Consider the following 24,645-nt stretch of genomic DNA (forward strand, 5'->3'; position numbering starts at 1 on the left):
TTGCGGCACGGCTCCCCCTGGTTTTACCTTTACAACAATAAAAAATCATCAACATCGCGCCATGCCGGAAAGGCTTCGCGATAGCTCTGCAATGTTTCTAAAGACAACTCAGCATCCAGTTGCGCAGCCAGTCCCGGTTCTGCTTGCGCCAACACCTCACCTTGAGCATCCAGAATCACACTGTCGCCCTGATAGTGATGGCCGTTATCATCATCGCCGACCCGATTACATCCGGCGACGTAAGCCTGATTTTCTATCGCGCGCGCTGTCAGTAAACTTTGCCAGTGTTTGGCGCGAGGAGCTGGCCAGTTAGCGACATAGAGTGCTAAATCATAATCTTGCAAATTGCGTGACCACACCGGAAAACGCAGGTCATAGCAAACTTGCATCAAAATTCGCCAGCCGCGCCATTCCACCACCTTGCGCTCTTTGCCCGCTTGATAGTGGTGGTGCTCACCGGCCATGCGGAATAAGTGGCGTTTGTCATAATGATGAACGCGCCCATTCGGTTCAACCAGCAGGAAGCGGTTCACCGCACCCTCGGTGGTTTTCAGCGCCACACTGCCGCCAATCAGGGCATCAGTAACCGTGGCCCAATGGCGTAACCAGTTGATGACCTCACCTTCTGATAATGCATTTTCAGCCGCATTCATGGCAAAACCGGTGGTAAACATCTCTGGCAACACAATCACATCACGCTGCCGGAGTGGCTCCAACAGCATGTCAAAATGGCGCAGATTTGCCTGTGCATCCAACCATACCAATGGCTGTTGCAGCAGGGTCAGTTTTAAAGTTGACACAATCGCTCCGCCGCAGCATCCAGCGTGGCATCCTGTTTGGCGAAGCACAGCCGGATCAGTTTATGGGGAAACGGGCCTTCACAAAATACCGATAACGGTATCGCGGCCACGCCGACATGTTCGGTTAACCATTGGCAGAATTCAACATCATCAAGATCAGAAACCGCGCTGTAATCGGCCAACAGGAAATAGGTGCCTTCACTCGGCAGAATTTTCAGGCGGCTGGTGGACAGCGCATTAACGAAGCGATCACGACGGGCGCGATAAAAATCGGGCAGTTGCTGCCAGTGCTCTGGTTGGGCATTGAGCATATCCGCCAATGCGAGCTGAACCGGCGTGCAAACCGAAAAGGTCAGATATTGATGAATTTTACGTACTTCGGCACTGATAGCGACGGGGGCGATGCAATACCCCACTTTCCAACCGGTCATATGGAAGGTTTTGCCGAAAGAGGACACTGCAATGGCGCGTTGGCGCAGGTGCGGATGAGCCAGCACACTGGCATGGCCTGTGGCGCTAAAGCAGATGTGTTCGTACACCTCATCGCTCAGCACATAGATATTACGTTCAGCAATCACTTGCCACAGTTGTTCAAAGTCTTCCGCCCGCCAAACAGTCGCTGAAGGGTTATGCGGCGTATTGACGATAACCAGACGAGTACGTTCAGAAACCAGATCAGCAAATTCAGACCAGTCGGTGGCGAATGTCGGGGGTTTCAGTGCTATGCGCTTGAGTATGCCGCCCGCCAGTTTAACTACCGGTGCATAGCTGTCGTAACTGGGGTCAAAGCAGATAACTTCGTCGCCTGGGCGCACCAGGGCGGTAATGGCGGCAAACAGGGCTTCGCTGGCACCGGTAGTGATGGTGATTTCGCTGTCGGCATCGGGCTGCCAGCCGTAGATTTTAGCCGTTTTCTCCGCAATTGCATTGCGCAGCGGCGCCACGCCGGTCATTGGGGCATATTGGTTTGCACCTTGACTGACATGATAGGCCAATTGCTGTTTCAAATAGTCTGGGCCATCAAAATCGGGGAACCCTTGCGATAAGTTAATCGCTTGGTGTTTTTGCGCCAATGCACTCATTTGCGTAAAGATTGTAGTGCCTTGTGCCGGCAATTTACTGTCTGGAATAAAGGATAAAGTGCTCATGGCAGATGAATACTCCTGGCGCTGTATGTTGCCGTCAATATAACACGATGTTAAGATTTGGCAATCAAGACGCTTAGATGTTTAAACGGCTAAATGCCGTAATTCGCTAAGCATAGATAAAAATGTACTAAAGCTGATCGTCGGGCAAATTGCGGTTGCTAAATGTGATGACCCACCTACACCACAACAGGGATATGCAATGACAGAAAATGTACAACTTGGCGCGCTGTTAGCCGCCTGCCACTGGATCGGGGAGAAGGGCTGGTGCCCAGCGACTGGTGGTAATATGTCCCTGCGGCTGGACTCGACTCATTGTCTGGTTACCGAATCGGGTAAAGATAAAGGCAGCCTCACCGCTGACGATTTTCTACTGGTAGAAACCGCCAACAACCATGTTCCCAGTGGGCGCACTCCCTCGGCAGAGACCGGGCTACATACCTTGCTTTATCGTCGGTATCCAGAGATCAATGCGGTGTTACATACTCACTCGGTGAATGCCACCGTGCTATCTCGGGTTGAGCGTAGCCATGAATTAGTATTGCAAGGCTATGAAATGCAGAAATCACTATCGGGTCAGCGTAGCCATTTGGATGCGGTTGCCATCCCTATTTTTGATAATGATCAGGATATTCCGGCGCTGGCCCAACGGGTTGCCGCACTGGCAGATAATAACCCGCTACACTACGGATTCTTGGTGCGCGGTCATGGCCTGTATTGCTGGGGAAATAGCGTGGTGGAAGCCCGTCGTCATCTGGAAGGGCTGGAATTCTTGTTCCAGTGTGAACTGCAACGCCGCTTGTTTGATCTCAATTCTAACGTGGGGGCTAAATGATCCAGGCTATTGTTACCGATATTGAAGGCACCACCAGTGACATCCGCTTTGTCCATCAGGTGCTGTTCCCCTATGCCCGCGAGCGACTGACGCCCTATTTGCGTGCACATCAGCAGGATGAAGAGATTGCCGTAGCGCTAACCAGTTTGCGCCATGAACTTGCACAGCCGGATGCTGATATTGAAACATTGATTACCGCGTTACATGGTTTTATGGATGAAGACCGTAAATCCACGGCGTTGAAAGCGATTCAAGGCATTATCTGGCGCACCGGTTATCTGCAAGGGGACTTTCGTGGTCATCTTTACCCAGAAGTGGCCCGGCAATTGGCCGACTGGCAGCAACAGGGTTTGGGGTTATATGTCTACTCTTCCGGCTCGGTTGCTGCGCAGAAACTGTTGTTTGGTTACAGCGATGCAGGGGATTTACGCCCGCTATTCAGTGGCTATTTTGATACCCATGTTGGGGGGAAACGTGAGGTGAACTCTTATCAGAATATTGCTAGTCAATTAGCTATCGCCCCACAAGCACTGCTGTTTTTATCTGATATCCGTCAGGAGTTGGATGCCGCGCAACTGGCGGGTTGGCAAACTTGCCAACTGATTCGCGACTTTCCTGATAACGAAAGCCGCCACCCACAGGTGAGCCGTTTTGATCAAATCGTTTTGGAGGATTTTACAGCATGAGCGGATTAACGATTTTTAGTGATGAGCAGCCGGAGCAACCGCTGTGGCAAAGCCGTGATGCTGAAGAGATCCAGCAGCAACTGACTGCTATTGGTGTGCGCTTTGAGCGCTGGCAGGCAGATCGTGAACTGGGTGAAAATCCACAGCCGGAGGCGGTGATTGCAGCTTATCAACATGAGATTGACCGGCTGGTGGCGGAGAAGGGTTATCAGAGTTGGGATGTGATTAGCATGCGGCCTGATAACGCTCAGCGGGAAGTGTTGCGTGAGAAGTTTTTATCAGAACATACCCACGGTGAAGATGAAGTGCGCTTTTTCGTTGCAGGTGCAGGGTTGTTCTGTTTGCATCTGAACGGTAAAATTTATCAAATACTTTGTGAAAAGAATGACTTACTTTCTGTCCCTGCCGATACTCGCCACTGGTTTGATATGGGGTCTGCACCGAATTTCACGGCTATTCGGGTATTTGATAATCCTGAGGGGTGGGTGGCACATTTTACTGGCGATAAGATAGCCGATGCTTATCCACGTTTGGATTGATCACCTTCTTACTTGAAGCCGCAGCTAACACCGCTGCGGCTTCAATTGCTTTGGGGATAAAATTACAAACATTGCTAATTCTTAGCTTGGAAGAAGCCTGCCGCCACTTGTTCTGGGCTAATGACGCCGCTGTCTAATACCCAACCACTGATCAATGCTGCCGGTGTGACATCAAATGCCGGGTTATACACAGCGGCATCTTCTGGTGCCCAATGGCAACTGCCAAAGCTGCCTGAGACACCGGTCACTTCACTGGCGGCACGCTGCTCGATTGGGATCGCTGCACCATTCGGGCAGTTTGGATCGTGAGTAGTGTGCGGGGCGGCAACATAGAACGGAATATTGTGATAGTGGGCCAACACCGCCAAACTGTAAGTGCCTATTTTATTTGCCACATCGCCGTTGGCGGCAATGCGATCCGCACCAACCCAGATAGCATCCACTTTGCCCTGAGCCATCAGGCTGGCAGCCATCGAATCACAAATCAATTGATATGGAATACCTAACTCACCTAACTCCCAGGCGGTTAAGCGGCCGCCTTGTAGTAAAGGACGGGTTTCATCGACCCACACCTGCTGAATATTACCTTGCTGATGGGCTTTCAATAATACGCCGATAGCGGTACCAATGCCTGCCGTAGCGAGGCCACCGGTATTGCAGTGGGTTAGCAAGTTACTGCCCGGTTTAACCAGTGCCGCCCCATGCCGGGCAATGCGCTCGCACAATTCTCGGTCTTCATCCACCAAATGTAGCGCTTCGCGGACCAAAGTATCGACCCAGTTGGCTTGTAGCAAAGCCTGCTGCATCCGTGCCAGATTATTCATCAAGTTGACTGCCGTCGGGCGGGATTCACGCAGCGCGATGAGTGCCTGCTCAAGTTGAGCTTGCGGCAAACCACGTTCTGCCAGTAAAGCCAATAATAAACTTGCTGACAGTCCAATGAGCGGTGCACCACGGACTCGCAATGTTTGGATATGACCAATCAGTAACTCTACCGTATCAGCTAATAGCCACTCCTGACGCTGTGGTAATGCCTGCTGATCGAGTATCCAGAGCTGGTTATCGATAATTCTTAAGCTGGTGGTTTGTAAATCGAGCCTGTTAAGCGTCTGCATTGTCAGTTAAATCCATGTTGCGTTATTGCATCTGGTTTCTTATTCTGCCAACATATCTTACGGATGTGTAGACGTCTATATGGTTTTACGCCTAAATACGGATTTTTTAGCTCTAACAGAGAATAATTTCACAGCTAAGCAAGTAGTTGGCGGTGAGTGAACCAGAATCGGGTAAAGAATAAAGAGGTCGAAGATGTCGCGCTACCATACATTTACTGCTGCGGATGCTGTTGAATATGCTCGCCAATTTGGTCAGGTTGCTAATCCACTGACCTTAGTGATGGCCGATGAAATTGGGGATGGCAATCTCAATCTGGTGTTTAAAATCCGTGATGCGGCCGGCGTCAGTCGGGTGATTGTCAAGCAGGCACTGCCTTATGTGCGCTGCGTTGGGGAGTCTTGGCCGTTGACCTTGGATCGCGCCAGAATTGAAGCGCAAACCCTGCTGACACACAGCCAATTTTGCCCGCAACACACGGTCAATGTGCTGCATCACGATGCTGAATTGGCGGTTATGGTGCAAGAGGACTTATCTGATCACCATATCTGGCGCAGTGAACTGCTGGCAGGTAAACACTATCCGCAAGCGGCGGGACAACTGGCTGAATATTTGGCGCAAACCTTATTCCATACCTCAGATTTTTATCAGTCGGCACAAGCCAAAAAAGCGGCAGTGAGCTGCTATACCAATCCAGAGTTGTGCCAGATTACTGAGGATCTATTCTTTACTGACCCTTATATTGATCATGAACGTAATAATTTTGATCCGGCATTACTCCCTGATGTACTGGCTCTGCGCCAGGATAATGCTCTCAAGGTGGCGGTGGCCTCACTTAAACATCGCTTCTTGAGTAAGGCCGAAGCATTGCTGCACGGGGATATTCATAGTGGTTCTATCTTCGTTGCTGAGGGGCGTTTGAAAACTATTGATGCCGAATTTGGTTTCTATGGCCCAATCGGCTTTGATGTGGGTACCGCACTAGGGAATTTACTGCTCAATTACTGTGGACTACCCGGCTTGGCCGGCCCTCGTGATGCCGCAGCTAGCCGCGAGCAACGGCTGAAAGATGTGCATATTATCTGGCAAACATTTTCCAGCCGTTTCGTGGCGTTAAGTCAGGAAAAAACGCAGGATTTAGCCTTAGCGACCGAAGGATATGTACAACAGTTCCTGCAACAGGTTTGGCAAGACGCGATAGGGTTTTGTGGTACTGAATTAATTCGGCGTACCATTGGCCTGGCACATGTTGCTGATCTGGATAGTATCGCTGATGAAGAGATGCGCCGGGAATGTCAGCGTCATGCGTTGAGTTTGGGGCGTAGTTTGATATTGGCCGCATCACACATTGATAACATTGATAATTTGATTGCTCGCATCAGGCAGAATGGATAGCAAAAATTATTCATGGTACTCGGTGATGGTCTGAACCAGAATATAGTGACCCCGTTAAGTAATGCGGGGCTTTTTATTATTTAAATTACTATATCTAATTATAATTATAAAAAGCATTGTTCATATTTAAGTGATTAGCGGGTATTTAGGCTGTTTTAAAATACGATTAATGTTTTTTATTGTTATTATTAGTGTTCCATGTGGCTTATTATTTCTTTTACTGTAATTGTAGTTGGTGTTATTTGGCTGGCTGGCTATTATTTTAATGTGTGTTTTCATTTTGTTAAGTTATTACTTCACTCCCTATTTAAATTCTAATTACTTTGATTATTTATTTGTATGTGAATCTATTATTGTTTCATGTCGATAATGAAATATCTACCATAAATAACTATTTGTTATACGTGTGAGATGAATATTAGTCTGAACCAACAGAGGTTACTCTTTGGGATGTTGGTATTTATTAATTCGTCATGCCATTTTACATTCTATTTTATGTTTATTTAATCACTTTATTAACTTGCTAACTAAAATCAACTATGTGGGCCAGTATTAAATGACGGAGGTTGTTATTATTTAAACTGGCGTGATCATCATGCTAAGCAGGCGTATTTTATGCGACATTTTTATTATCCAGAAAAATTACGGTATCAGACTAAACTGAGTTCCACAGTAATCATGTTTGCCCTTTTTTTTTGCTCACAGGTAGTCGCCGCTCCTCAGGTCATAAATGTACCGAATGCGGGTGTGATTAGTAACGAAATACGGCAAACAACGCCGGTGCCATTGCGTGCGCCACAGGAAGCTGAAATCAAACTTCCACCTTTGCTCCTTCCTACATCGTTTGGCGGTTCTACCTCGGCGGGAAGAATCATGTTACGTGAGGTTAGATTCGAGGGTGATACCCAGTTATTACGGCACAGTAACGGAAATAATAAAGCACTACGCGCCGTAATTACGCCTTGGTTGGGGCAACAATTAACCTTTAATGATTTACAAGCCATGACGTTAGCGGTAACTCGCTTTTATCGACAACAAGGATTTGTTGCCACTCAGGCAATATTGCCACCACAAACTATCCGTGAAGGTGTTGTCATAGTTCGTATTATTGCTGGCAGATTAGATAAACCGGAGATTAATAATCAGAGCCGGTTGAATACTGATTTTGCTACTGCGGTGATTGAAAGTAATAGTTGTAGCAAAGAAGTGGGTTTTGTTGGCAATAAAGATTGTGCCGCTTCTCCGGCTGAGTTATCCCGCCTTGAACGCACCACCCTTATTCTTAATGAAATTCCGGGGGTTGATGCTGCTTTGGCATTAAAACCGGGAACTCAATCGGGAATGACGAGAGTTTATGCTGATATTTCCCCAGGACAGACTGCGATGGGATATCTCGGTGTGGATAACCAGGGTAATGATTATTCTGGTCATAATCGGTTATTAGTCGGTGGGGTACTCAATAATATGACCGGCTGGGGTGATCAACTACGTACTGATTTGATTTTATCCAGCTCGGTAGATGTATTCAATGGCATGTTGGATTACAACTTCCCCATTAATACTTATGGCACCCGTGCAGCGCTTAATTATAGTTATCTGGATTATACCCTAAAGGGGCCTTTCGAAATATTGGATGCTCATGGCCATTCTAACACTTGGGGCATTAATTTACGCCATCCGTGGATCCGTAATTCGGCAGCTAGAATTGATGTGAATACCGGTTATTATCAGAGCAGAATGCGTGATTCACTGATTATGCTGCCAGAACAAAAGCGCAATCTGGATGCCGGTGAGTTTGGTCTTGGTGGTACGTTTACCGCAGTACCTAGAGGACTCAGTAATTTTACTTTACTGGGTACGGCAGGCCATCTGTCATTGGATGACGAATTCAGTCAAAGCATGAATTCCTTAACTGGTATTGGTGGCACTTTTGCCCGTTTTAATTATCGTGCCGGTCATGATCAGGGTTTTGGCCCTTATTTCACCTTTTTCAACCAATTTACCGGTCAAATAGCCAGTAAGAATCTTGATAGCTCACAAAAACTGTTATTAGGTGGGCCGCTGGCGGTGCGCGCCTATGGCATTGGTGAAGGGGCGGTGGATAAAGGCACTCTTTTCACTACCGAATTACGCACCCACTGGCAACTCTTACTTCCCACATGGGCAGGAACTGGGAATCAAATCACCTTTGCGGCATTTTTTGACCAAGGGTGGGGCTCTTACTATCGCCAGCCTATCGCGGGCCTGACGGGGAATAATATTAACCTGTCTGGCTTTGGTGCCTATATCACACTCTTTCGTCCGGCAGATTACACCTTGAATCTGACTTGGGCACATCGAACCGGCCAGGCTGCAATTGTACAACCGGATAACGACCAACTTTGGCTTAGCGCTTACAAGATGTTTTAGCGCTTATTGGCATATTTGTCAGATTTAATGGACGTGAATAATGAACAGTAAATTATACAAACTTATTTTCTGCCGTCGGTTGGGATGTTTAATTGCTGTCGGAGAGTTTACCCGAACTTACGGACGGTCCTTTTCGTCTGGCGGCAAAAAAGTCATTAATGACAATAATACAAAAGCTGGAATATTAAGCCACCTGGCCATCATGACGGGATTAGCTCTTGGCATATTACCGCTACGGGTATTCGCCCATCCCTCACTGCCGGTTAACGGCAATATTATTAGCGGTCAAGGTGTGTTGAATGTTCACAACACCACCCTTACCGTGACTCAGCAAAGCGATAAGTTGGCAATCAATTGGGGCAGCTTTGATATCGCGCAGGGGAACAGCGTTATTTATAACCAGCCAGGGCAGCAGAGTATTGCGCTGAACCGGGTGCTTGGTCGCGATGCATCGCAGATATATGGCAGCCTAAAAGCGAATGGACAGGTCTTTTTACTTAATCCGAATGGCATTCTGTTTGGAAAAGGTGCGCAAGTTGATGTTGGTGGTTTGGTTGCCAGTACTAAATCCATGTCAAATCAGGATTTTGTTTCTGGGCGCTATACGTTGACCAGCCGAAAACATGAAGGCAAGTTGGTTAATCAGGCTAATTTGCACACCACCACTGGTGGCTATATCGCGCTGATTGGCCAGCAGGTTGATAATCAGGCTTCCGGTGTTATCGCGTCGCCGCAAGGAAAAGTAGCATTAGCGAGCGGGAGTCGTGTCACCCTTAATCTGGATCACGGCAGCTTGCTGAGTGTGCAAGTCCAGGGTGAACAGGTCAGTACTTTGTTGCAAAACGGCGGGCTGATTCAGGCTGATGGCGGGGTTATCCAACTGACAGCGCGCGGCAAAGAGATGTTAATGAATACTGTGATTGATAATACCGGTATTTTGCAGGCGCATAGTTTATCTGAAAAAAATGGCGTTATTTACCTCGATGGCGGCAGTGAAGGGGTGATGAGCCAGCAAGGTGTTATTGATGTCAGTAGTGCGCAGGGCCGTGGCGGGAATGTTATCTTGCAAGGTGAAAAGATACATTTGGTCGAAACGAGCAAAATTGATGCTCGCGGGGCTGAGGGCGGTGGCAAAGTCCTGGTCGGGGGCGATTGGCAGGGTAAAAATAATGCGATAAAAAATGCCCGAGCAGTCGTCATGGATAAAGGTGCGGATATTGATGTTTCTGCTTCAAACCACGGGTCGGGTGGTACCGCCGTGCTCTGGTCAGAAGATTACACTGGCTTCTATGGCAATATTTATGCTCGTGGTGGGCTACAGTCAGGTAATGGTGGGCAGGTAGAGACATCCAGTAACCGTAATTTACAGGCTTTTGGTCAGGTTGATACTGCGGCTATTCATGGTAGTCAGGGGAGTTGGTTACTTGATCCCGCAGAGGTAAGTATTGTTGGTAGTGGTGCTGAAAGCGGGGTAATGGTTCAGATTGGGGACATTCCTGCTGGATATGTGAAAAATACCCAGGTTTTCGCTCCGACGGTCAAGGTAGCGCAAATATTGAATAGCAGTATCAATACTCAACTCGATCGCGGCACCAATGTGACGGTGACTACCACTAATCACACTTTAACCAATTGCCGCTGGTGCAATATTACGCTAGAGGCTGATATCAATAAAACAGCGGGTGGCGATGCTACGCTGACGTTACATGCTGACGGCAATGTTGTTATTAACAATAATATTACCGCTAATCTTGGCAAGCTGAATCTTAATTTATTAGCGGGTAATTCTACTGCCGACTCTGTTATTACATTAAATAATAGTGATGTGTTGTTAAATAAAGGGGATTTATTGGCAAAACATGCCAATGATAACAGTGCGACTCGTATTATTATTATGGGTGGGAAATATGATGTCGGCAACCTCACTCTTGAAGGAAATGCTGGGGTGGCATCGCAAATTGGGGTGAGTATCAGTCATGCTGCTAATATTTCTGTAGCAGGTGAAACGCGTATAGCGGGTGAAAGTAGTAATGCTAATGGGCAAGGGTGGCGGGGTATTGATATATCTGAGGATTCAGTCTTGACTGGTTCGGGTAATATTTTATTTGATCTTAAGTCTAATTCTAAAAGTTCGTGGGTAGGCACATTTACGAATGCAACCATTACCGGTGATAAAGATATCACATTCCTGGTAAATACCAATGGTAGTGCATATGGTGGAATGGATTTTATTAATGGCAGTATTTATTCTAAGTCTGGCAATGTTTTATTTGATATCAATGGTGATATCTTTACCCAGACTAACCTTGGGTTACGAATAAAGGAATCACAAGTTAATGGAAATAGTGTTAAATTAAATATCAATATCACTGGAGTTGATGGTTTATTACTTAGAGATAGTAACCTTACGGCAACTGCCGGTAATATTGATGTTGATGCCACTACTACCAATAAAGGGCTGTGGATCTCAGGTGACACTAATATAAATGCCAGTGGCGATATTAATCTGAAAGGTGTAACCACGAACTCTACAGTTGCGGGTGCTGATGCCATCAGGATAAGTGGTAACTCCAGTAGTGTTCAGGTCAATATGACTGCCGGTGGTAATATATCGCTGGTGGCGGTTAATGAAGGAACGGAAATCGGTACCACAGTTGTTGCGGATTTTGCCAATATAAAAGCACAGGAAGGAGATTTTAATTTAAATATCAGTGGGGTCAAAGGCAGTCCTTTCAATAATGTCACTATCAGTGCCGATAATATTTTGATGAATGGTAATATCATCGGTAATGAGGTTATATTGATGAAGAATACAGTTCTTACTGCTAAAAATGATATTAGAACCAATTTAACCTCCGCCGCACATAAAGCCTTCGGGTTCAGCGGTAATGGTGCGATGACGGCAGGCCAAGATATACTATTAGTTGCCAATACCTCAGCACTCGCTGTGGAGGCGGTGACAATAAATGGGACCTCATCTAACAAAGTAAATATCACTGCGGGGAAAGATATATCAATAGAAGCCAATAATCATGGCAATACTTCAGGGGCGGGTATTGGTATTGATGGGGCTAATATTGAAACTAAAAACGGAAACTTCACAGTAAATAACAATGGTTCAAAAGGCATAACCTGGGCCAATTTAGATCTCACAGCAAATGAGGTTAACGTTGTCTCTAACTCGACTAGCTCTGCCGGATTGGCAATACGTGAATCTAATATTACTGCTACAACAGGTGATATTAATGCCAATGTAACCTCCGAAAAAGAAGGTATTTTGATTAAGCCAAATACCATTTTTAATGCTAACAAAGATATTAATCTGACGGGAGTTGCCACCGGTGATGGCGAAGGGATTTTTATTCAAGGGGATTCAAATACGTCACATAATAATCTTAATGCACAAGGAAATATCACCTTAAATGGTAAGGCTGATATGGGGGCTGCTACGCGAGCATCTGTCTATCTATTAAATACGACGCTGACATCAACTGAGCACAATATTGATATCAATGGTCTGTCTCAAGGTTCGAGACATGTTTATTTTACTGATGTAGAACTTAATGCTACTGCGGGGAATGTTACTGTTTATTCTGAAACACTGGCTGCTTTACCGACTTCATTAAGCACTGCATTAAGTTTGGGGGGGAATATCAGTGTAAAAGCCAAAAATGGCTCGATGATCGGTAAAGCATTTAATACGACGCAGGGCTCAGGCGTTGGTTTTAGAGCCAATAGTACCTTGTCGGTTGAAGGGAATATTGCGTTTCAAGGCGAGACAGAAGGCAATGGTGCTACCCGCAAAGGGATTGATTTTAATGGGGTGAATACACTCAATATTGCTAAAGGTAGCCAATTATCTCTCCTCGGTGAAAATAAAGGGGCACCAGCGACTGCTGGCGGAGGGGGTATTACCCATACAGATGCAGCTCAGTTAACGATAAACAATAATGGTTCTTTCAAAATGGAAGGGCGCTCAACCAGCGGTGTCGGCATTAACTTTCCTGCCAGTAATAATAGCGTGATATTAAGTGGCGAGGGTGACACTCTCATTAGCGGCAGTAGTGTCGAAGGTATTGGGGTTGCTATTTCCGGTGTGGTTAATAACGGTACCGGCCCGGTCACGATTGAAGGAACCAGTATTGATAGCGCCGGTGTTCACCTCTTCAGTGCCGAGCATCAAATTAATCATATTAATGTCACCGGGAGTTCAACCCATGCCGAAGGTCTGCGCATTAGCGGCAATGCCACTATTACTGATACCACTCTGACCGGAGAATCAATTAATGGCAATGGTGTGAAAATTGATCCACTGCCGGGTTCTAATATTGTCACTCATGCCGTGTTAGATAATGCCACGCTCAATGGCAGTAGTACTAATGGCATCGGCGTAGAGATTGCCAATGATATAAAGGGTGTCCATCAGAGTGTTATTAATGGCAGCACCGATGGTGTTGGTTATGGCATGGATATAGCAGAAAATTTATATGTCATCGGTACCAGTGAAACCGATTTGCTGACACTAAATGGGGTGGCAACAACAGATACCGGTACTGGGATAAAACTCAATGGCAATAATGATTTAAGTAATACCAGCTTAAATGGCTCGGCTGTGGATGGTATTGCATTGCATATCATCGGCCCACTGACCAATCAAGGCAATACGGTATTGAACGGCACTGCTTCCGGCAGCGGTATTGGTGTGTGGGTTAATGGCCAACTGAGCGACAGTGTGGTGAATGGGACTGCGGCCAGTGGCATTGGTGTTCAAGTTATGAATGGTGTGCTTGATGACAGCCGCATCAATGGCATCTCCGATTCTGGTTCTGGGGTTGGCGTCAATGGCGACACGGTGCTGAATGATACCGTGCTGGTGGGAAATAGTTCGGATGGTAAAGGGGTGGAGATCGTGGGCCGCCTGTCAGGTAGCCACGGCAGCGCAGTACAGGGTGAAGTGGTTAACGGCACGGGAGTGTATATCGATAGAGATGCCACTCTCACTGGTGGTGGTACGGACGATCTGTTTGCTGTCAACGGTAATGCGATGGGCGATAAAGGCACCGGTGTGCAACTGGAAGGTAATAATACCCTTGATAATACCACGCTAAACGGTAGCGCCACTCAGGGTACCGGTGTTGATATTGCCGGTCCGCTGGTGAATAACGGCAATACTCGCGTGGTGGGTATTGCCACTGGCGGCAACGGGGTGGCGCTGAACGGGGCGATCGCTGGCGGCACGGTTAATGGCAACTCGGACAGGGGGACGGGTGTCAAAGTTGATGGTGATATCCAACTTAATAACACCATCATTAACGGTAACAGCTCTGACGGCAAAGGGGTGGAGATCGCCGGTAACCTCACTGGCCGCAATGGCAGTGCGGTACAGGGCGATACCACTAACGGCACCGGGGTGGACATTGGTAAACAAATCCTCCTGGAGGGCGGTGGCCTGGGTGACCTGCTCAATGTTACCGGCAACGCCACCGGCGAGAATGGCACCGGCGTGCAGTTTGACGGTATCAATCTCCTTGATAACACCACCCTAACGGGGAATGCCACTAACGGCACCGGGGTGGATATTAATGGCTTACTACAAAATGAAGGTAACACCACGATTGGGGGGCAATCGGAGAATGGCAACGGTGTCCAGCTTGGAGGGGCAGTCAGTGGCGGCACAATTAATGGTACATCAGCTAATGGCAGCGGCATCAAGGTGGCAAATGACAGTAATCTGGACCACGCCATCCTCAACGGCAACAGCCCGGACGGTAAGGGGGTGGAGATCGCCGGTAACCTCACTGGCCGCAATGGCAGTGCGGTACAGGGCGATACCACTAACGGCACCGGGGTGGACATTGGTAAACAAATCCTCCTGGAGGGCGGTGGCCTGGGTGACCTGCTCAATGTTACCGGCAACGCCACCGGCGAGAATGGCACCGGCGTGCAGCTTGACGGTATCAATCTCCTTGATAACACCACCCTGACGGGGAATGCCACTAACGGCACCGGGGTGGATATTAATGGCTTACTACAAAATGAAGGTAATACCACGATTGGGGGGCAATCGGAGAATGGCAACGGTGTCCAGCTTGGAGGGGCAGTCAGTGGCGGCACAATTAATGGTACATCAGCTAATGGCAGCGGCATCAAGGTGGCAAATGACAGTAATCTGGACCACGCCATCCTCAACGGTAACAGCCCGGACGGTAAGGGGGTAGAGTTCGCCGCTAATCTGACAGGTGGCAACGGCAGCGTGGTGCAAGGCGATACCACTAATGGCACCGGTGTTGATATTGGTGAAAACGCCTCGCTCAGTGGCCCTGCAGCGGATGATCTGCTGACGGTGATCGGCAATGCTAGCGGTGAGAAAGGTACCGGTGTTCAGTTCGGCGGCAACAATACGCTGAATGACACCACCTTAGGCGGTAATGCCAGCGATGGTCATGGCGTGGAGATCACGGGGCTAGTATTCAACAGCGGCAATACGACGATTAATGGTGATGCCGCAGGTGATGGTCATGGTGTGCATATTGGTGGCCCAATTAGTGGGGGGAGGGTGAACGGCCGTTCCGGTAATACTCATGGTATTTTCCTCAATGATTATGCAGCGATAACTGACATTACGCTTGGCGGGAATACCGGCTCATATAAGCCATCGGTGTTTTTCACCTTGCCGGAGAATATTGGTGACAATGTGATTATCAATGGCAAACCTGTTAATAAAAATAATTTTGGCGGTAAAGTCAGGTCGGCCCCTAACCCCGGTGAGAAATCGACTGGAGATAGTACGCAGGTAGCTCAGTCTCAGGAGGGGGGGGAATCAGCCTCGTTACTCATAAGACGAAATCAAATTCTCGGCGCCCTCGAAACACAAACTTTACCGCCCTCTATCCTGACTGAATATGAGCATGATAGTACAGACCATATCAGCCTCACGGTTTGTATTCCTAAGGGTATAACCTCCGAACAGGTTACCAATGAGCACGAGCTATGCGGGACCCATGTTCTCGGTAAGTGGAACCCCCTGACTAAAATATCGGGTCAGGAGTAATGGATTTTTAACTCTCTAAATTTGCTAGAGAAATCGTGATGTCGATGTGACAAGGTGAGCTGACAATGGTGGAGAAAACGGCTGAATTAGCATCAGCGGTAGAGCAGTCGACCGCATTTTCATTACCCTATTTCGAGTTTTTAGTGTGTGTGCGGCGCTATGAGGAGGCGGGGCGATTACTGGTCTTGATGTTGGAGCAACTGGACCGCCAATATGGCCGCTGGGATGTTTTTTCGCTTAAGCATCAATCGGTACAGCAACAGGAGCATTACTGTAATCGCCTGGCTGCGGCTATTGGCAACCTACTTTCTGATCCTGGTTTTGTGGTATCCGATAAAGGTTTTTTACAACTGATTAATTTCCATCGCTGGATAGCGTTGATATTTGCCGCATCACCTTTTGGCCATGCGGATCATGTGATTACCAACCTTAATCAAGCGGGGGAGGGATGCGCCCATCCTTTGCGCTTTGAGCACCATAATTTTCTGAAATTTTGCCTGATGTATTTACCTGAATCGGGTATTCCGCTTCAGCCGGATATATTGTGGCAATTTAATCCCCCTGTGGCCGCGGCACTGTTTCTGGCGTTACTGTCGCCACGTATTTTACCCAGCGCTGCTGGGCATGCGAAACGTGAGCGGCTATTAGAGTGGTTACCTGAAAAACTACTAACGCTAGAGAATCTTGAGGGCTTACCTGAACGCATCCTGCACGATGTTTATATGCATTGCAGTTATGCAGATAGAGCAGCAAAACACGCCATAAAACGCAGTATTAATTTTCACTTACGTAACACGCTGCTGCGCAATGGGCTATCTGATAACCACTCCCTCCCACCTGCGCGGGATAAACCATTGATGCTGGTTATCCTGGAGTGGTTTAACAGCGGCCATTCTATTTACCGTACTCACTCCAGTACGTTGCGCGCCGCGCGTGAGCAGTTTTCCACCCATGGCGTCACCATTGTGGGGGCCACTGATGCCATCACCCGTGACGTTTTTGATGATTTTACCGAGGTCCAGCGGGCGGGTGCGGTTGAGGCTATTGTGGCATTGGCGCAACAATTGCGACCGGATGTTATCTACTTCCCCAGTGTCGGGATGTTTCCACTCACCATTGCACTGACTAATTTACGCTTAGCGCCCTTACAGATAATGGCACTAGGCCATCCGGCAACGACCCATTCCAGCTATATTGATGCGGTATTAGTGGAAGAGGATTATCTGGGGGATCCTCAGTGTTTCTCCGAAAAAGTGGTTGCGTTACCCAAGGACTGTCTGCCCTATGTGCCGCCTGCCAATATTTGCCAGCCGGAACCGATACAACATTTCGATGAGCGCCCAGCGGTACATATCGCGGTTTGTGCCTCGGCGATGAAAATTAACCCTCGCTTTATCGATACCTGTGCTGAGATTGCCCGGCAAACATCAACGCCGGTGATATTTCATTTTTTGGTGGGTTTTTGCTGGGGAATTACCCATCGAGTGATGGAAAAAGCCGTTAATGCTGTTATCCCTCAAGCTAAAATCTATGAGCATTTGGCCTATCAGGACTATTTATTGGTCATTAATCAGTGTGACCTGTTTATTAATCCTTTTCCTTTCGGCAATACCAATGGCATCGTCGATACTGTGCGTCAGGGGTTACCCGGTGTTTGCCTGAGTGGGGCTGAAGTACACGAACATATCGATGAGGGATTGTTCCGTCGGCTGGGATTATCTGAGGAGTTGATTGCACATGATTTGGCTGAGTATATTGCGGTTACCGTGCGGCTGATCACCGATATTGAGTGGCGTAATAGCCTACGTCGCCAGTTGTTAACAATTCAGCCTGATAATGTGCTGTTTAGCGGGAAACCTGAGCAATTCGGGCTAATTATTAGAGGCCTGCTTGATGATTGTGGTGCTGAAAGAGGATAAAAAAAGCCTCCTGAATCGGAGGCTTGAGTAGACACTAACATCAATAAGATTTATTTATTACGCTGCTTCAGTTTGCCGTTGTTTGGTTGGCTGCTTTAGTGCGGGCTTGGCTGCCAAGGCATCGGCTGCAAACTCATCGACATTAATTGAGCGCAGGCGACTCTCTTCTGCTTTAGTCAAAATAGCGGCCTCTTCAACATTGATTTTCCCTTCAGCCAGCGCATTTTTTGCCAGCACATCCAGGCGAGTAAATGGCAGGCTTTTACCCGCTTCTTTACTCAGGCGCTTATGAATTGGCTCTGCTGCAATCACATCTTGCAAAGCGGCTTCCAGCAAACCTACTGGATTAAACTCGCTCGGTGTCAGATACTGACCACGACCAATACGGCTGCGGGTTGCTGACGGTACTTGCAGTAACTGCGCCAGTTGATGGTCCAACTGGTCTGACGGTGCCTGATGTACGCGACCAAACGGGAAGACCACCAACCGCATTAACCCGGCAATAACGCCATTTGGGAAGTTACGCAGTAAATCATCCAGAGCCTGCTCTGCCTGATGCAGGGCATCCTGCACACCCCAATGAACCAGCGGCAGATCTTCTTTTTGGCGGCCTTCGTCTTCATAGCGTTTCAACGTTGCTGATGCCAGATACATTTGGCTGAGAATATCCCCCAGACGGGCAGAGATACGTTCACGACGTTTCAGGCTGCCACCCAACACCCCCATTGAGACATCAGACAGTAAAGCTAAATTGGCGCTCAGGCGGTTCAGATGCTGGTAATAACGGCGAGTGCTGTCTTTGGTTGGTGTGGCACTGGTGCGGCCATTGGTCAGCCCCAACCAGAAACTACGGATTTTGCTGCTACCCACATGGCCCAAATGACCGAACAGCGCTTTATCGAAGGCGGCAACATCATTAGATTGTGCTGCTGCCATTTCATCCAGAACAAACGGATGGCAACGGATTGCCCCCTGGCCGAAGATAATCATGCTACGGGTCAGAATGTTAGCGCCTTCAACGGTGATACCGATAGGGGCACCTTGGTAGCCACGGGCTACGAAGTTGGCCGGACCAAGGCAGATCCCTTTACCGCCGGCAATATCCATGGCATCCATCACAGCGCGTTGACCACGGTGGGTACAGTGATATTTAACGATAGCGGATAACACCGCCGGTTTCTCACCTAGCATAATACCGCTGGTAATTAAGGTTGCCGCCGCGTCCATCACATAAGCATTACCGGCGATTCGCGCCAACGGCTCTTCAATCCCTTCCATTTTACCGATTGAGATTTTGAACTGACGACGAATATAGGCGTAAGCACCGATCCCCATCGCCACACTTTTTAAGCTACCAGTGGCATTGGACGGCAAGGTAATCCCGCGGCCAACAGACAGGCATTCCACCAGCATGCGCCAGCCCTGCCCAGCCATTTTTGGCCCGCCGATGATGTAATCAATCGGCACAAAGATATCGTTGCCACGGGTCGGGCCATTTTGGAATGGCACATTCAGTGGGAAGTGACGACGACCAATTTCCACCCCAGGGGTGTTGGTTGGGATCAGCGCACAGGTGATGCCTAAATCAACGGTATCGCCCAACAGATGTTCAGGGTCAGACAGTTTGAACGCCAGCCCGAGCACTGTGGCGATCGGGGCGAGGGTGATATAGCGTTTATTCCAGGTCAGGCGCATGCCCAGTACCTGCTTACCTTGCCATTCGCCCATACAGACGGTGCCGGTATCTGGGATTGCGCCGGCATCAGAACCCGCTTCTGGGCTGGTTAGGGCGAAACAAGGGATCTCGTCGCCACGAGCCAAACCAGGCAAATAATGATTTTTTTGCTCTTCAGTGCCGTAGTGTTGCAGCAATTCGCCGGGGCCGAGAGAGTTAGGTACACCAACAGTGATGGCCAAAATGCCAGACACGCCAGACAGTTTTTGCAGTACACGTGCCTGAGCATAAGCTGAGAAATCAAGGCCGCCGTACTCTTTCTTAATGATCATCGCAAAGAAGCGGTGTTCTTTCAGATACGCCCACAGTTCTGGCGGCAAGTCAGCCAGTTCGTGGGTAATTTGGAAGTCATTAGCCATACGACAGGCTTCTTCTACCGGCCCATCAATAAAAGCTTGTTCTTCGGCAGTTAACTGCGGTTTTGGGTAGTTATGCAGTTTCTTCCAGTCAGGCTGGCCCTGGAATAAATCACCTTCCCACCAAGTGGTACCTGCATCAATCGCTTCTTTTTCGGTGCGTGACATCGCAGGCATGACTTTACGGAACATGCGCAATGCTGGTGCAGAAAACAGTGACTGGCGCAGTGGGGTCAGCGTCAGGGGTAGCAAAACAATCACCAGAGGCAATAATGCCCAGAATGACCATAACTGCAACGCTCCCATCGCGGCGGTGTAAACGACAAGAATCAAACTACTGAGATAGAGGTTCACCTGGTGATAGAACAGCACACCAATAAGAACCAGTAAGGCAACAATGCTAAGAACCATCATAGTGAAGCTCCTGAGATGTAGGAGGTCTGACCTGTTGAGAGATACATTTGTTGTAGTCCATCTCATTATTTTTATCAATACCATTACATGTTATTTACAACTCATCTCACAAACTGCCCGCATTAATAGTTAAAACTCTTATGTCTTATTCATTACAGTGCTTCTCGCTGTTTATGCTATCCGGTACACTGACGGCTGATGAATATCGATGCCATAGAACTATAAAGAGGCTCCCATGTACCAGGATTTAATCCGCAGTGAATTGAATGAAGCAGCAGACACACTGGCAAACTTTTTGAAAGATGATAGCAATATCAATGCTATTGCGAGCGCAGCCGTATTATTGGCTGATTCTTTTAAGGCTGGCGGTAAAGTCTTGTCATGCGGTAATGGCGGTTCCCATTGTGATGCCATGCATTTTGCCGAAGAGTTGACCGGCCGCTACCGCGAGAATCGTCCAGGTTATCCGGCGATTGCTATTTCAGATGTTAGCCATATCTCTTGTGTTAGTAATGATTTTGGTTATGACTATATCTTCTCTCGTTATGTTGAAGCCGTCGGCCGCACAGGGGATGTATTACTCGGTATTTCCACTTCCGGTAATTCAGCTAATGTCATTAAGGCGATTGATGCTGCTCGTGCCAAAGGGATGAAGGTGATCACCCTGACGGGTAAAGACGGTGGCAAAATGGCGGGTACGGCAGATATCGAAATTCGGGTTCCCCATTTTGGTTATGCCGATCGCATTCAGGAAATTCATATCAAAGTGATTCATATCTTGATTCAATTGATTGAAAAAGAGATGGTTAAAGCCTGATATGTCGTGGTGATCAACGGTATTATCAATCTCGTTGATCACCTAGACGGTGAGCGAGAGCAGCTACAACGCTGCAACACCAAGAGCTAAGATATACGCGGGAGGTTGGTTATGTGCGAATTGCTCGGGATGAGCGCAAATGTTCCCACGGATATTTGCTTTAGCTTTACCGGCCTAGTGCAAAGGGGCGGGGGGACTGGCCCACATAAAGATGGCTGGGGTATTACCTTTTATGAAGGTAATGGTTGCCGCACGTTTAAAGATCCCCAACCCAGTTTTAATTCACCCATAGCCCGTTTGGTACAAGACTACCCGATAAAATCCTGTGCGGTGGTTTCTCATATCCGTCAGGCAAATCGCGGTGAAGTGGCGTTAGAGAATACCCACCCTTTTACCCGCGAAATGTGGGGACGAAACTGGACTTATGCCCATAACGGCCAACTTAAAGGTTATCGTCAATTAGAGACCGGTACTTTCCGGCCTATCGGTCAGACTGACAGCGAATATGCTTTCTGCTGGCTACTTAATCAATTGGCAAAGCGCTACCCTCGTACTCCCAGTAACTGGCCAGCGGTATTCCGCTATATCGCTACCCTATGTGAGCAGTTGCGGGCCAAAGGGGTCTTTAATATGTTGCTCTCGGATGGGCGTTTTGTGATGGCGTTCTGTTCGACCAATCTGTATTGGATTACGCGCCGGGCACCTTTTGGTAAAGCGACCTTACTGGATCAAGATGTTGAGATAGATTTTCAACGCCAGACCACACCCAAAGATGTGGTCACGGTGATTGCGACTCAACCCCTGACAGGTAATGAAACCTGGCACAAAATTGCACCAGGTGAATTTGCATTATTCTGTTTTGGTGAGCGAATTTGATTTGGTGAGCGCATATTGCGATACCGGTGCATTGGAGACTGGCGGGCGGCTGAGTACATACTGCCCGTTGATCACTGCAACGGATGGGGGCATCCGGTTTTTGGTAAAATAGGCATATCCCGGCTGCAATTGCCGCCAGAAGCTGTAATCCGACGAGTTACGGTGGCGTTGCATATTTTGTTCAGTCATACGGAATGGATAGATACTGATATCCACTTTTTCCTGACCAAAGATAAATGCCGTTTGCACGTAGTTAAATATCTCGTCCATATAGGCATCGGTCATTGCATAACAGCCGATTGATTTGCAAGCGCCGTGGATCATCAGATATTTCCCTGAATAACCCTGCGACTTATCATAATCATTTGGGAAGCCAATATTGATTGCCCGATAAAACTTACTGTCAGGTTTTAAATGGCGCATATCAATACTGTAAAAACCTTCCGGGCTTTTAAAATCCCCTTCACGGCGTTTTGGGCCAAGGCCACCTGAAAATTCACAGATGCGATAGCTTTGCACTAAACGATATTCACCTTGTAGCCTGGCGTATAATTCCAGGGTACGTTCTTCTTTGAAAATCTGAATATAGACCGATGACCCGAGTAATTGTTGTTTTAGCTCTTTGGATACTGCCACAGGCTCACTGGCTGAGCTGGTGAAGGATACCGCAGGCAAACCAATTATCACCACAAACGTAAGCATCGCAAACAACCGTGCGATTTTGCCCATTTATTATTCCTACTTATATTATGTAAATTATGCCACTGCATTTTTCGATTTATAGGCGCAGATTATCAGTCGGAAAAATTTTAGCAATATATGTTTTGTATAAAATAACCACAAAGTCGGTAAACATGAATTAACGATACGGTTTTACCGAGTGGATAGATAAATTAGCCGTAAAATATTCGTGTTTGCTTGACCCAGGTCACTGCATTTGTCAGACAGTGCGGAATGAAAATGCTAAAATCGTCCACTGCTGATGGCTTGCACATGTAATCGTTATAACAGCCATTTTACCCTGAAATCATTCAATGTGGGTATCAGTACTCATTACCGCGATGCTTTCAATTAGCGTTTATGTTTATCTAATTGACTGGGTATTAAACCGTCGTTTAACTGAACCATGAAAGTATCTTATCTTTATGTGGCTGTACGCTCTGGGCTAAGTACAGCATTTGATATAACTAATAAAGTCGCTCAAACCTATGATTAAAATAAAGAAAGGACTCGACCTACCCATCGCCGGAGCACCTGTGCAGGTGATAGAGGATGGTCCTGCTATTCGTCATGTGGCTCTGCTCGGTGAAGAGTATGTGGGCATGCGCCCCTCAATGTTGGTGCAAGAAGGTGATTGGGTTAAGAAAGGCCAGGCGCTCTTTGAAGATAAAAAAAATCCAGGGGTGACCTTTACTGCGTTCGCCAGTGGCAGAATTAGCGCTATTAATCGTGGTGAACGCCGGGTGCTACAATCTGTTGTGATAGAGATTGAAGGGGATGAGCAAGTACCTTTCCCACACTATGATGCAGCGGACCTTAATCAGCTGAGCAATGAACAGGTGCAAAGCCTATTACTGGCGTCTGGTTTATGGACCGCATTCAGAACCCGCCCGTTTAGTAAAACCCCTGTTCCTAGTAGTCGCCCACGCGCTATTTTTGTCAGTGCAATGGATACCCAACCGCTGGCAGCCAATCCGCAGGTCATTATTGCCACTGAGTCAGACGCCTTTAAGCACGGTTTAACTGTTCTTACGCGTCTAACTGAAGGCAAGGTGCATGTGGGCCATGCCCCGGGGCAGGTGGTTGCCAACCATTCTAATGCCCAGATAACTTATAATGAATTCTCCGGCCCCCATCCTGCGGGTCTGGTTGGTACCCACATCCATTTTCTTGAACCGGTGAGCTTGCGTAAAATGGTGTGGCATGTGGGTTATCAGGATGTGATTGCTATCGGTAAATTATTTACCCGTGGTGAACTCTGTACTGACCGCATCGTTGCGCTGGCGGGTCCACAGGTAAATCAACCGGTATTAGTGCGTACCCGTTTGGGTGCCAGCCTGGCTGAATTAACCGCGGCTAAGTTAAAAGAGGGGGAGAACCGTATTATCTCTGGTTCAGTCCTCAGCGGCACGGCTTTCTCCGCAACTCATGGTTATTTGGGCCGTTTCCACCAGCAAGTATCGGTTATCCGCGAAGGGCGAGAAAAAGAACTATTTGGTTGGGTAATGCCAGGTCGCGATAAATATTCGATCACCCGCACCACGCTGGGCCATTTCTTCAAACGCAAACTGTTTGCTTTCTCAACCGACATGCACGGCGGGGAGCGCGCTATGGTGCCTATTGGCAACTATGAGCGGGTGATGCCACTGGATATCCTGGCAACCCATTTGTTGCGTGATCTGTTATCCGGTGATACCGACAGCGCGCAAGCGCTAGGGTGCCTGGAGTTAGATGAAGAAGATTTGGCTTTATGTACATTTGTCTGCCCCGGTAAGTACGAATACGGTCCGGCACTGCGCGACATATTGACCCAGATTGAGCAGGAAGGATAACTG

At 47.9% G+C, this 24,645-nt stretch carries 15 protein-coding genes; 10 read left to right on the forward strand and 5 right to left on the reverse strand.

Annotated elements, in window-relative coordinates; all coding sequences use genetic code 11:
• Window positions 1-29 precede the first annotated feature (29 nt).
• Entirely contained in the window at window positions 30-800 is a 771-nt protein-coding gene (locus tag Q2T72_RS05015; RefSeq protein ID WP_083160173.1) for an amidohydrolase, read from the reverse strand.
• A complete protein-coding gene (locus tag Q2T72_RS05020; RefSeq protein WP_083160171.1) occupies window positions 788-1,948 on the reverse strand; it encodes a pyridoxal phosphate-dependent aminotransferase in 1,161 nt (386 codons plus the stop codon). Before Q2T72_RS05020 ends, Q2T72_RS05015 begins: the two co-directional genes overlap by 13 nt.
• Before the next feature lie 199 nt (window positions 1,949-2,147).
• On the opposite strand from Q2T72_RS05020, the gene Q2T72_RS05025 reads away from it, so the two are divergent.
• Genes Q2T72_RS05025 through Q2T72_RS05035 form a run of 3 tightly spaced genes read left to right on the forward strand, consistent with a single transcriptional unit; the run spans window position 2,148 to window position 4,005 of the window.
• Window positions 2,148-2,780: a methylthioribulose 1-phosphate dehydratase gene (locus Q2T72_RS05025; RefSeq protein ID WP_372568738.1), complete on the forward strand. Its 633-nt coding sequence runs from the start codon at window positions 2,148-2,150 to the stop codon at window positions 2,778-2,780.
• Window positions 2,777-3,466 (forward strand): acireductone synthase, encoded by a 690-nt coding sequence (gene mtnC / locus Q2T72_RS05030; RefSeq protein WP_372568739.1) that lies wholly within the window; start codon window positions 2,777-2,779, stop codon window positions 3,464-3,466. Before Q2T72_RS05025 ends, mtnC begins: the two co-directional genes overlap by 4 nt.
• Window positions 3,463-4,005: an acireductone dioxygenase gene (locus Q2T72_RS05035; RefSeq protein WP_083160165.1), complete on the forward strand. Its 543-nt coding sequence runs from the start codon at window positions 3,463-3,465 to the stop codon at window positions 4,003-4,005. The genes mtnC and Q2T72_RS05035 overlap by 4 nt, the downstream gene beginning before the upstream one ends.
• Before the next feature lie 74 nt (window positions 4,006-4,079).
• On the opposite strand, the gene mtnA is transcribed toward Q2T72_RS05035, so the two are convergent.
• Entirely contained in the window at window positions 4,080-5,120 is a 1,041-nt protein-coding gene (gene mtnA / locus Q2T72_RS05040; RefSeq protein WP_372568740.1) for an S-methyl-5-thioribose-1-phosphate isomerase, read from the reverse strand.
• Window positions 5,121-5,313: 193 nt separating this feature from the next.
• On the opposite strand from mtnA, the gene mtnK reads away from it, so the two are divergent.
• The 4 genes from mtnK (at window position 5,314) to Q2T72_RS05060 (ending at window position 17,892) form a co-directional block, all read left to right on the forward strand.
• Complete coding sequence (gene mtnK / locus Q2T72_RS05045) at window positions 5,314-6,513, forward strand: S-methyl-5-thioribose kinase (RefSeq protein ID WP_083160161.1); 1,200 nt, start codon at window positions 5,314-5,316, stop codon at window positions 6,511-6,513.
• 615 nt (window positions 6,514-7,128) lie between these two features.
• A complete protein-coding gene (locus Q2T72_RS05050) occupies window positions 7,129-8,922 on the forward strand; it encodes a ShlB/FhaC/HecB family hemolysin secretion/activation protein (protein WP_372568741.1) in 1,794 nt (597 codons plus the stop codon).
• A gap of 40 nt (window positions 8,923-8,962) precedes the next feature.
• Window positions 8,963-15,973, forward strand: a complete 7,011-nt coding sequence (locus Q2T72_RS05055) for a filamentous hemagglutinin N-terminal domain-containing protein (protein ID WP_372568742.1) — start codon at window positions 8,963-8,965, stop codon at window positions 15,971-15,973.
• Window positions 15,974-16,038: 65 nt separating this feature from the next.
• A complete protein-coding gene (locus Q2T72_RS05060; protein ID WP_372568743.1) occupies window positions 16,039-17,892 on the forward strand; it encodes a glycosyltransferase in 1,854 nt (617 codons plus the stop codon).
• A gap of 57 nt (window positions 17,893-17,949) precedes the next feature.
• Here the strand turns inward: Q2T72_RS05060 and fadE are convergent, their stop codons facing one another.
• Window positions 17,950-20,397 (reverse strand): acyl-CoA dehydrogenase FadE, encoded by a 2,448-nt coding sequence (fadE, locus tag Q2T72_RS05065; RefSeq protein ID WP_083160153.1) that lies wholly within the window; start codon window positions 20,395-20,397, stop codon window positions 17,950-17,952.
• 235 nt (window positions 20,398-20,632) lie between these two features.
• On the opposite strand from fadE, the gene lpcA reads away from it, so the two are divergent.
• Both lpcA and Q2T72_RS05075 read left to right on the forward strand, forming a co-directional pair.
• Window positions 20,633-21,214, forward strand: coding sequence for a D-sedoheptulose 7-phosphate isomerase (gene lpcA / locus Q2T72_RS05070; RefSeq protein WP_372568744.1), 582 nt, complete (start codon window positions 20,633-20,635; stop codon window positions 21,212-21,214).
• A gap of 111 nt (window positions 21,215-21,325) precedes the next feature.
• The gene (locus Q2T72_RS05075; protein ID WP_102970460.1) at window positions 21,326-22,090 is read left to right on the forward strand and encodes a class II glutamine amidotransferase; all 765 of its coding nucleotides are present in this window, start codon (window positions 21,326-21,328) and stop codon (window positions 22,088-22,090) included.
• Here the strand turns inward: Q2T72_RS05075 and dpaA are convergent.
• On the reverse strand, window positions 22,064-22,819 hold the full coding sequence (gene dpaA, locus Q2T72_RS05080) for a peptidoglycan meso-diaminopimelic acid protein amidase (protein ID WP_083160149.1): 756 nt from the start codon (window positions 22,817-22,819) through the stop codon (window positions 22,064-22,066). The genes Q2T72_RS05075 and dpaA overlap by 27 nt on opposite strands.
• A gap of 479 nt (window positions 22,820-23,298) precedes the next feature.
• Here dpaA and Q2T72_RS05085 point away from each other — a divergent pair, with 479 nt between their 5' ends.
• Window positions 23,299-24,642, forward strand: a complete 1,344-nt coding sequence (locus Q2T72_RS05085; RefSeq protein ID WP_372568745.1) for a Na(+)-translocating NADH-quinone reductase subunit A — start codon at window positions 23,299-23,301, stop codon at window positions 24,640-24,642.
• Window positions 24,643-24,645: the final 3 nt, after the last annotated feature.

It is taken from the genome of Yersinia sp. 2466 StPb PI (assembly GCF_041538325.1).
Classification (GTDB): domain Bacteria; phylum Pseudomonadota; class Gammaproteobacteria; order Enterobacterales; family Enterobacteriaceae; genus Yersinia; species Yersinia enterocolitica_E.

What these genes read in the sequence shown, in the direction of transcription:
- Q2T72_RS05020 (WP_083160171.1), bottom strand. Translation starts at nt 1,948, where the DNA reads ATGAGCACTTTATCCTTTATTCCAGACAGTAAATTGCCGGCACAAGGC.
- Q2T72_RS05075 (WP_102970460.1), top strand. Translation starts at nt 21,326, where the DNA reads ATGTGCGAATTGCTCGGGATGAGCGCAAATGTTCCCACGGATATTTGC.
- Q2T72_RS05085 (WP_372568745.1), top strand. Translation starts at nt 23,299, where the DNA reads ATGATTAAAATAAAGAAAGGACTCGACCTACCCATCGCCGGAGCACCT.
- Q2T72_RS05050 (WP_372568741.1), top strand. Translation starts at nt 7,129, where the DNA reads ATGCGACATTTTTATTATCCAGAAAAATTACGGTATCAGACTAAACTG.
- Q2T72_RS05055 (WP_372568742.1), top strand. Translation starts at nt 8,963, where the DNA reads ATGAACAGTAAATTATACAAACTTATTTTCTGCCGTCGGTTGGGATGT.
- Q2T72_RS05025 (WP_372568738.1), top strand. Translation starts at nt 2,148, where the DNA reads ATGACAGAAAATGTACAACTTGGCGCGCTGTTAGCCGCCTGCCACTGG.
- mtnK (WP_083160161.1), top strand. Translation starts at nt 5,314, where the DNA reads ATGTCGCGCTACCATACATTTACTGCTGCGGATGCTGTTGAATATGCT.
- mtnA (WP_372568740.1), bottom strand. Translation starts at nt 5,120, where the DNA reads ATGCAGACGCTTAACAGGCTCGATTTACAAACCACCAGCTTAAGAATT.
- dpaA (WP_083160149.1), bottom strand. Translation starts at nt 22,819, where the DNA reads ATGGGCAAAATCGCACGGTTGTTTGCGATGCTTACGTTTGTGGTGATA.
- fadE (WP_083160153.1), bottom strand. Translation starts at nt 20,397, where the DNA reads ATGATGGTTCTTAGCATTGTTGCCTTACTGGTTCTTATTGGTGTGCTG.
- lpcA (WP_372568744.1), top strand. Translation starts at nt 20,633, where the DNA reads ATGTACCAGGATTTAATCCGCAGTGAATTGAATGAAGCAGCAGACACA.
- mtnC (WP_372568739.1), top strand. Translation starts at nt 2,777, where the DNA reads ATGATCCAGGCTATTGTTACCGATATTGAAGGCACCACCAGTGACATC.
- Q2T72_RS05060 (WP_372568743.1), top strand. Translation starts at nt 16,039, where the DNA reads ATGGTGGAGAAAACGGCTGAATTAGCATCAGCGGTAGAGCAGTCGACC.
- Q2T72_RS05035 (WP_083160165.1), top strand. Translation starts at nt 3,463, where the DNA reads ATGAGCGGATTAACGATTTTTAGTGATGAGCAGCCGGAGCAACCGCTG.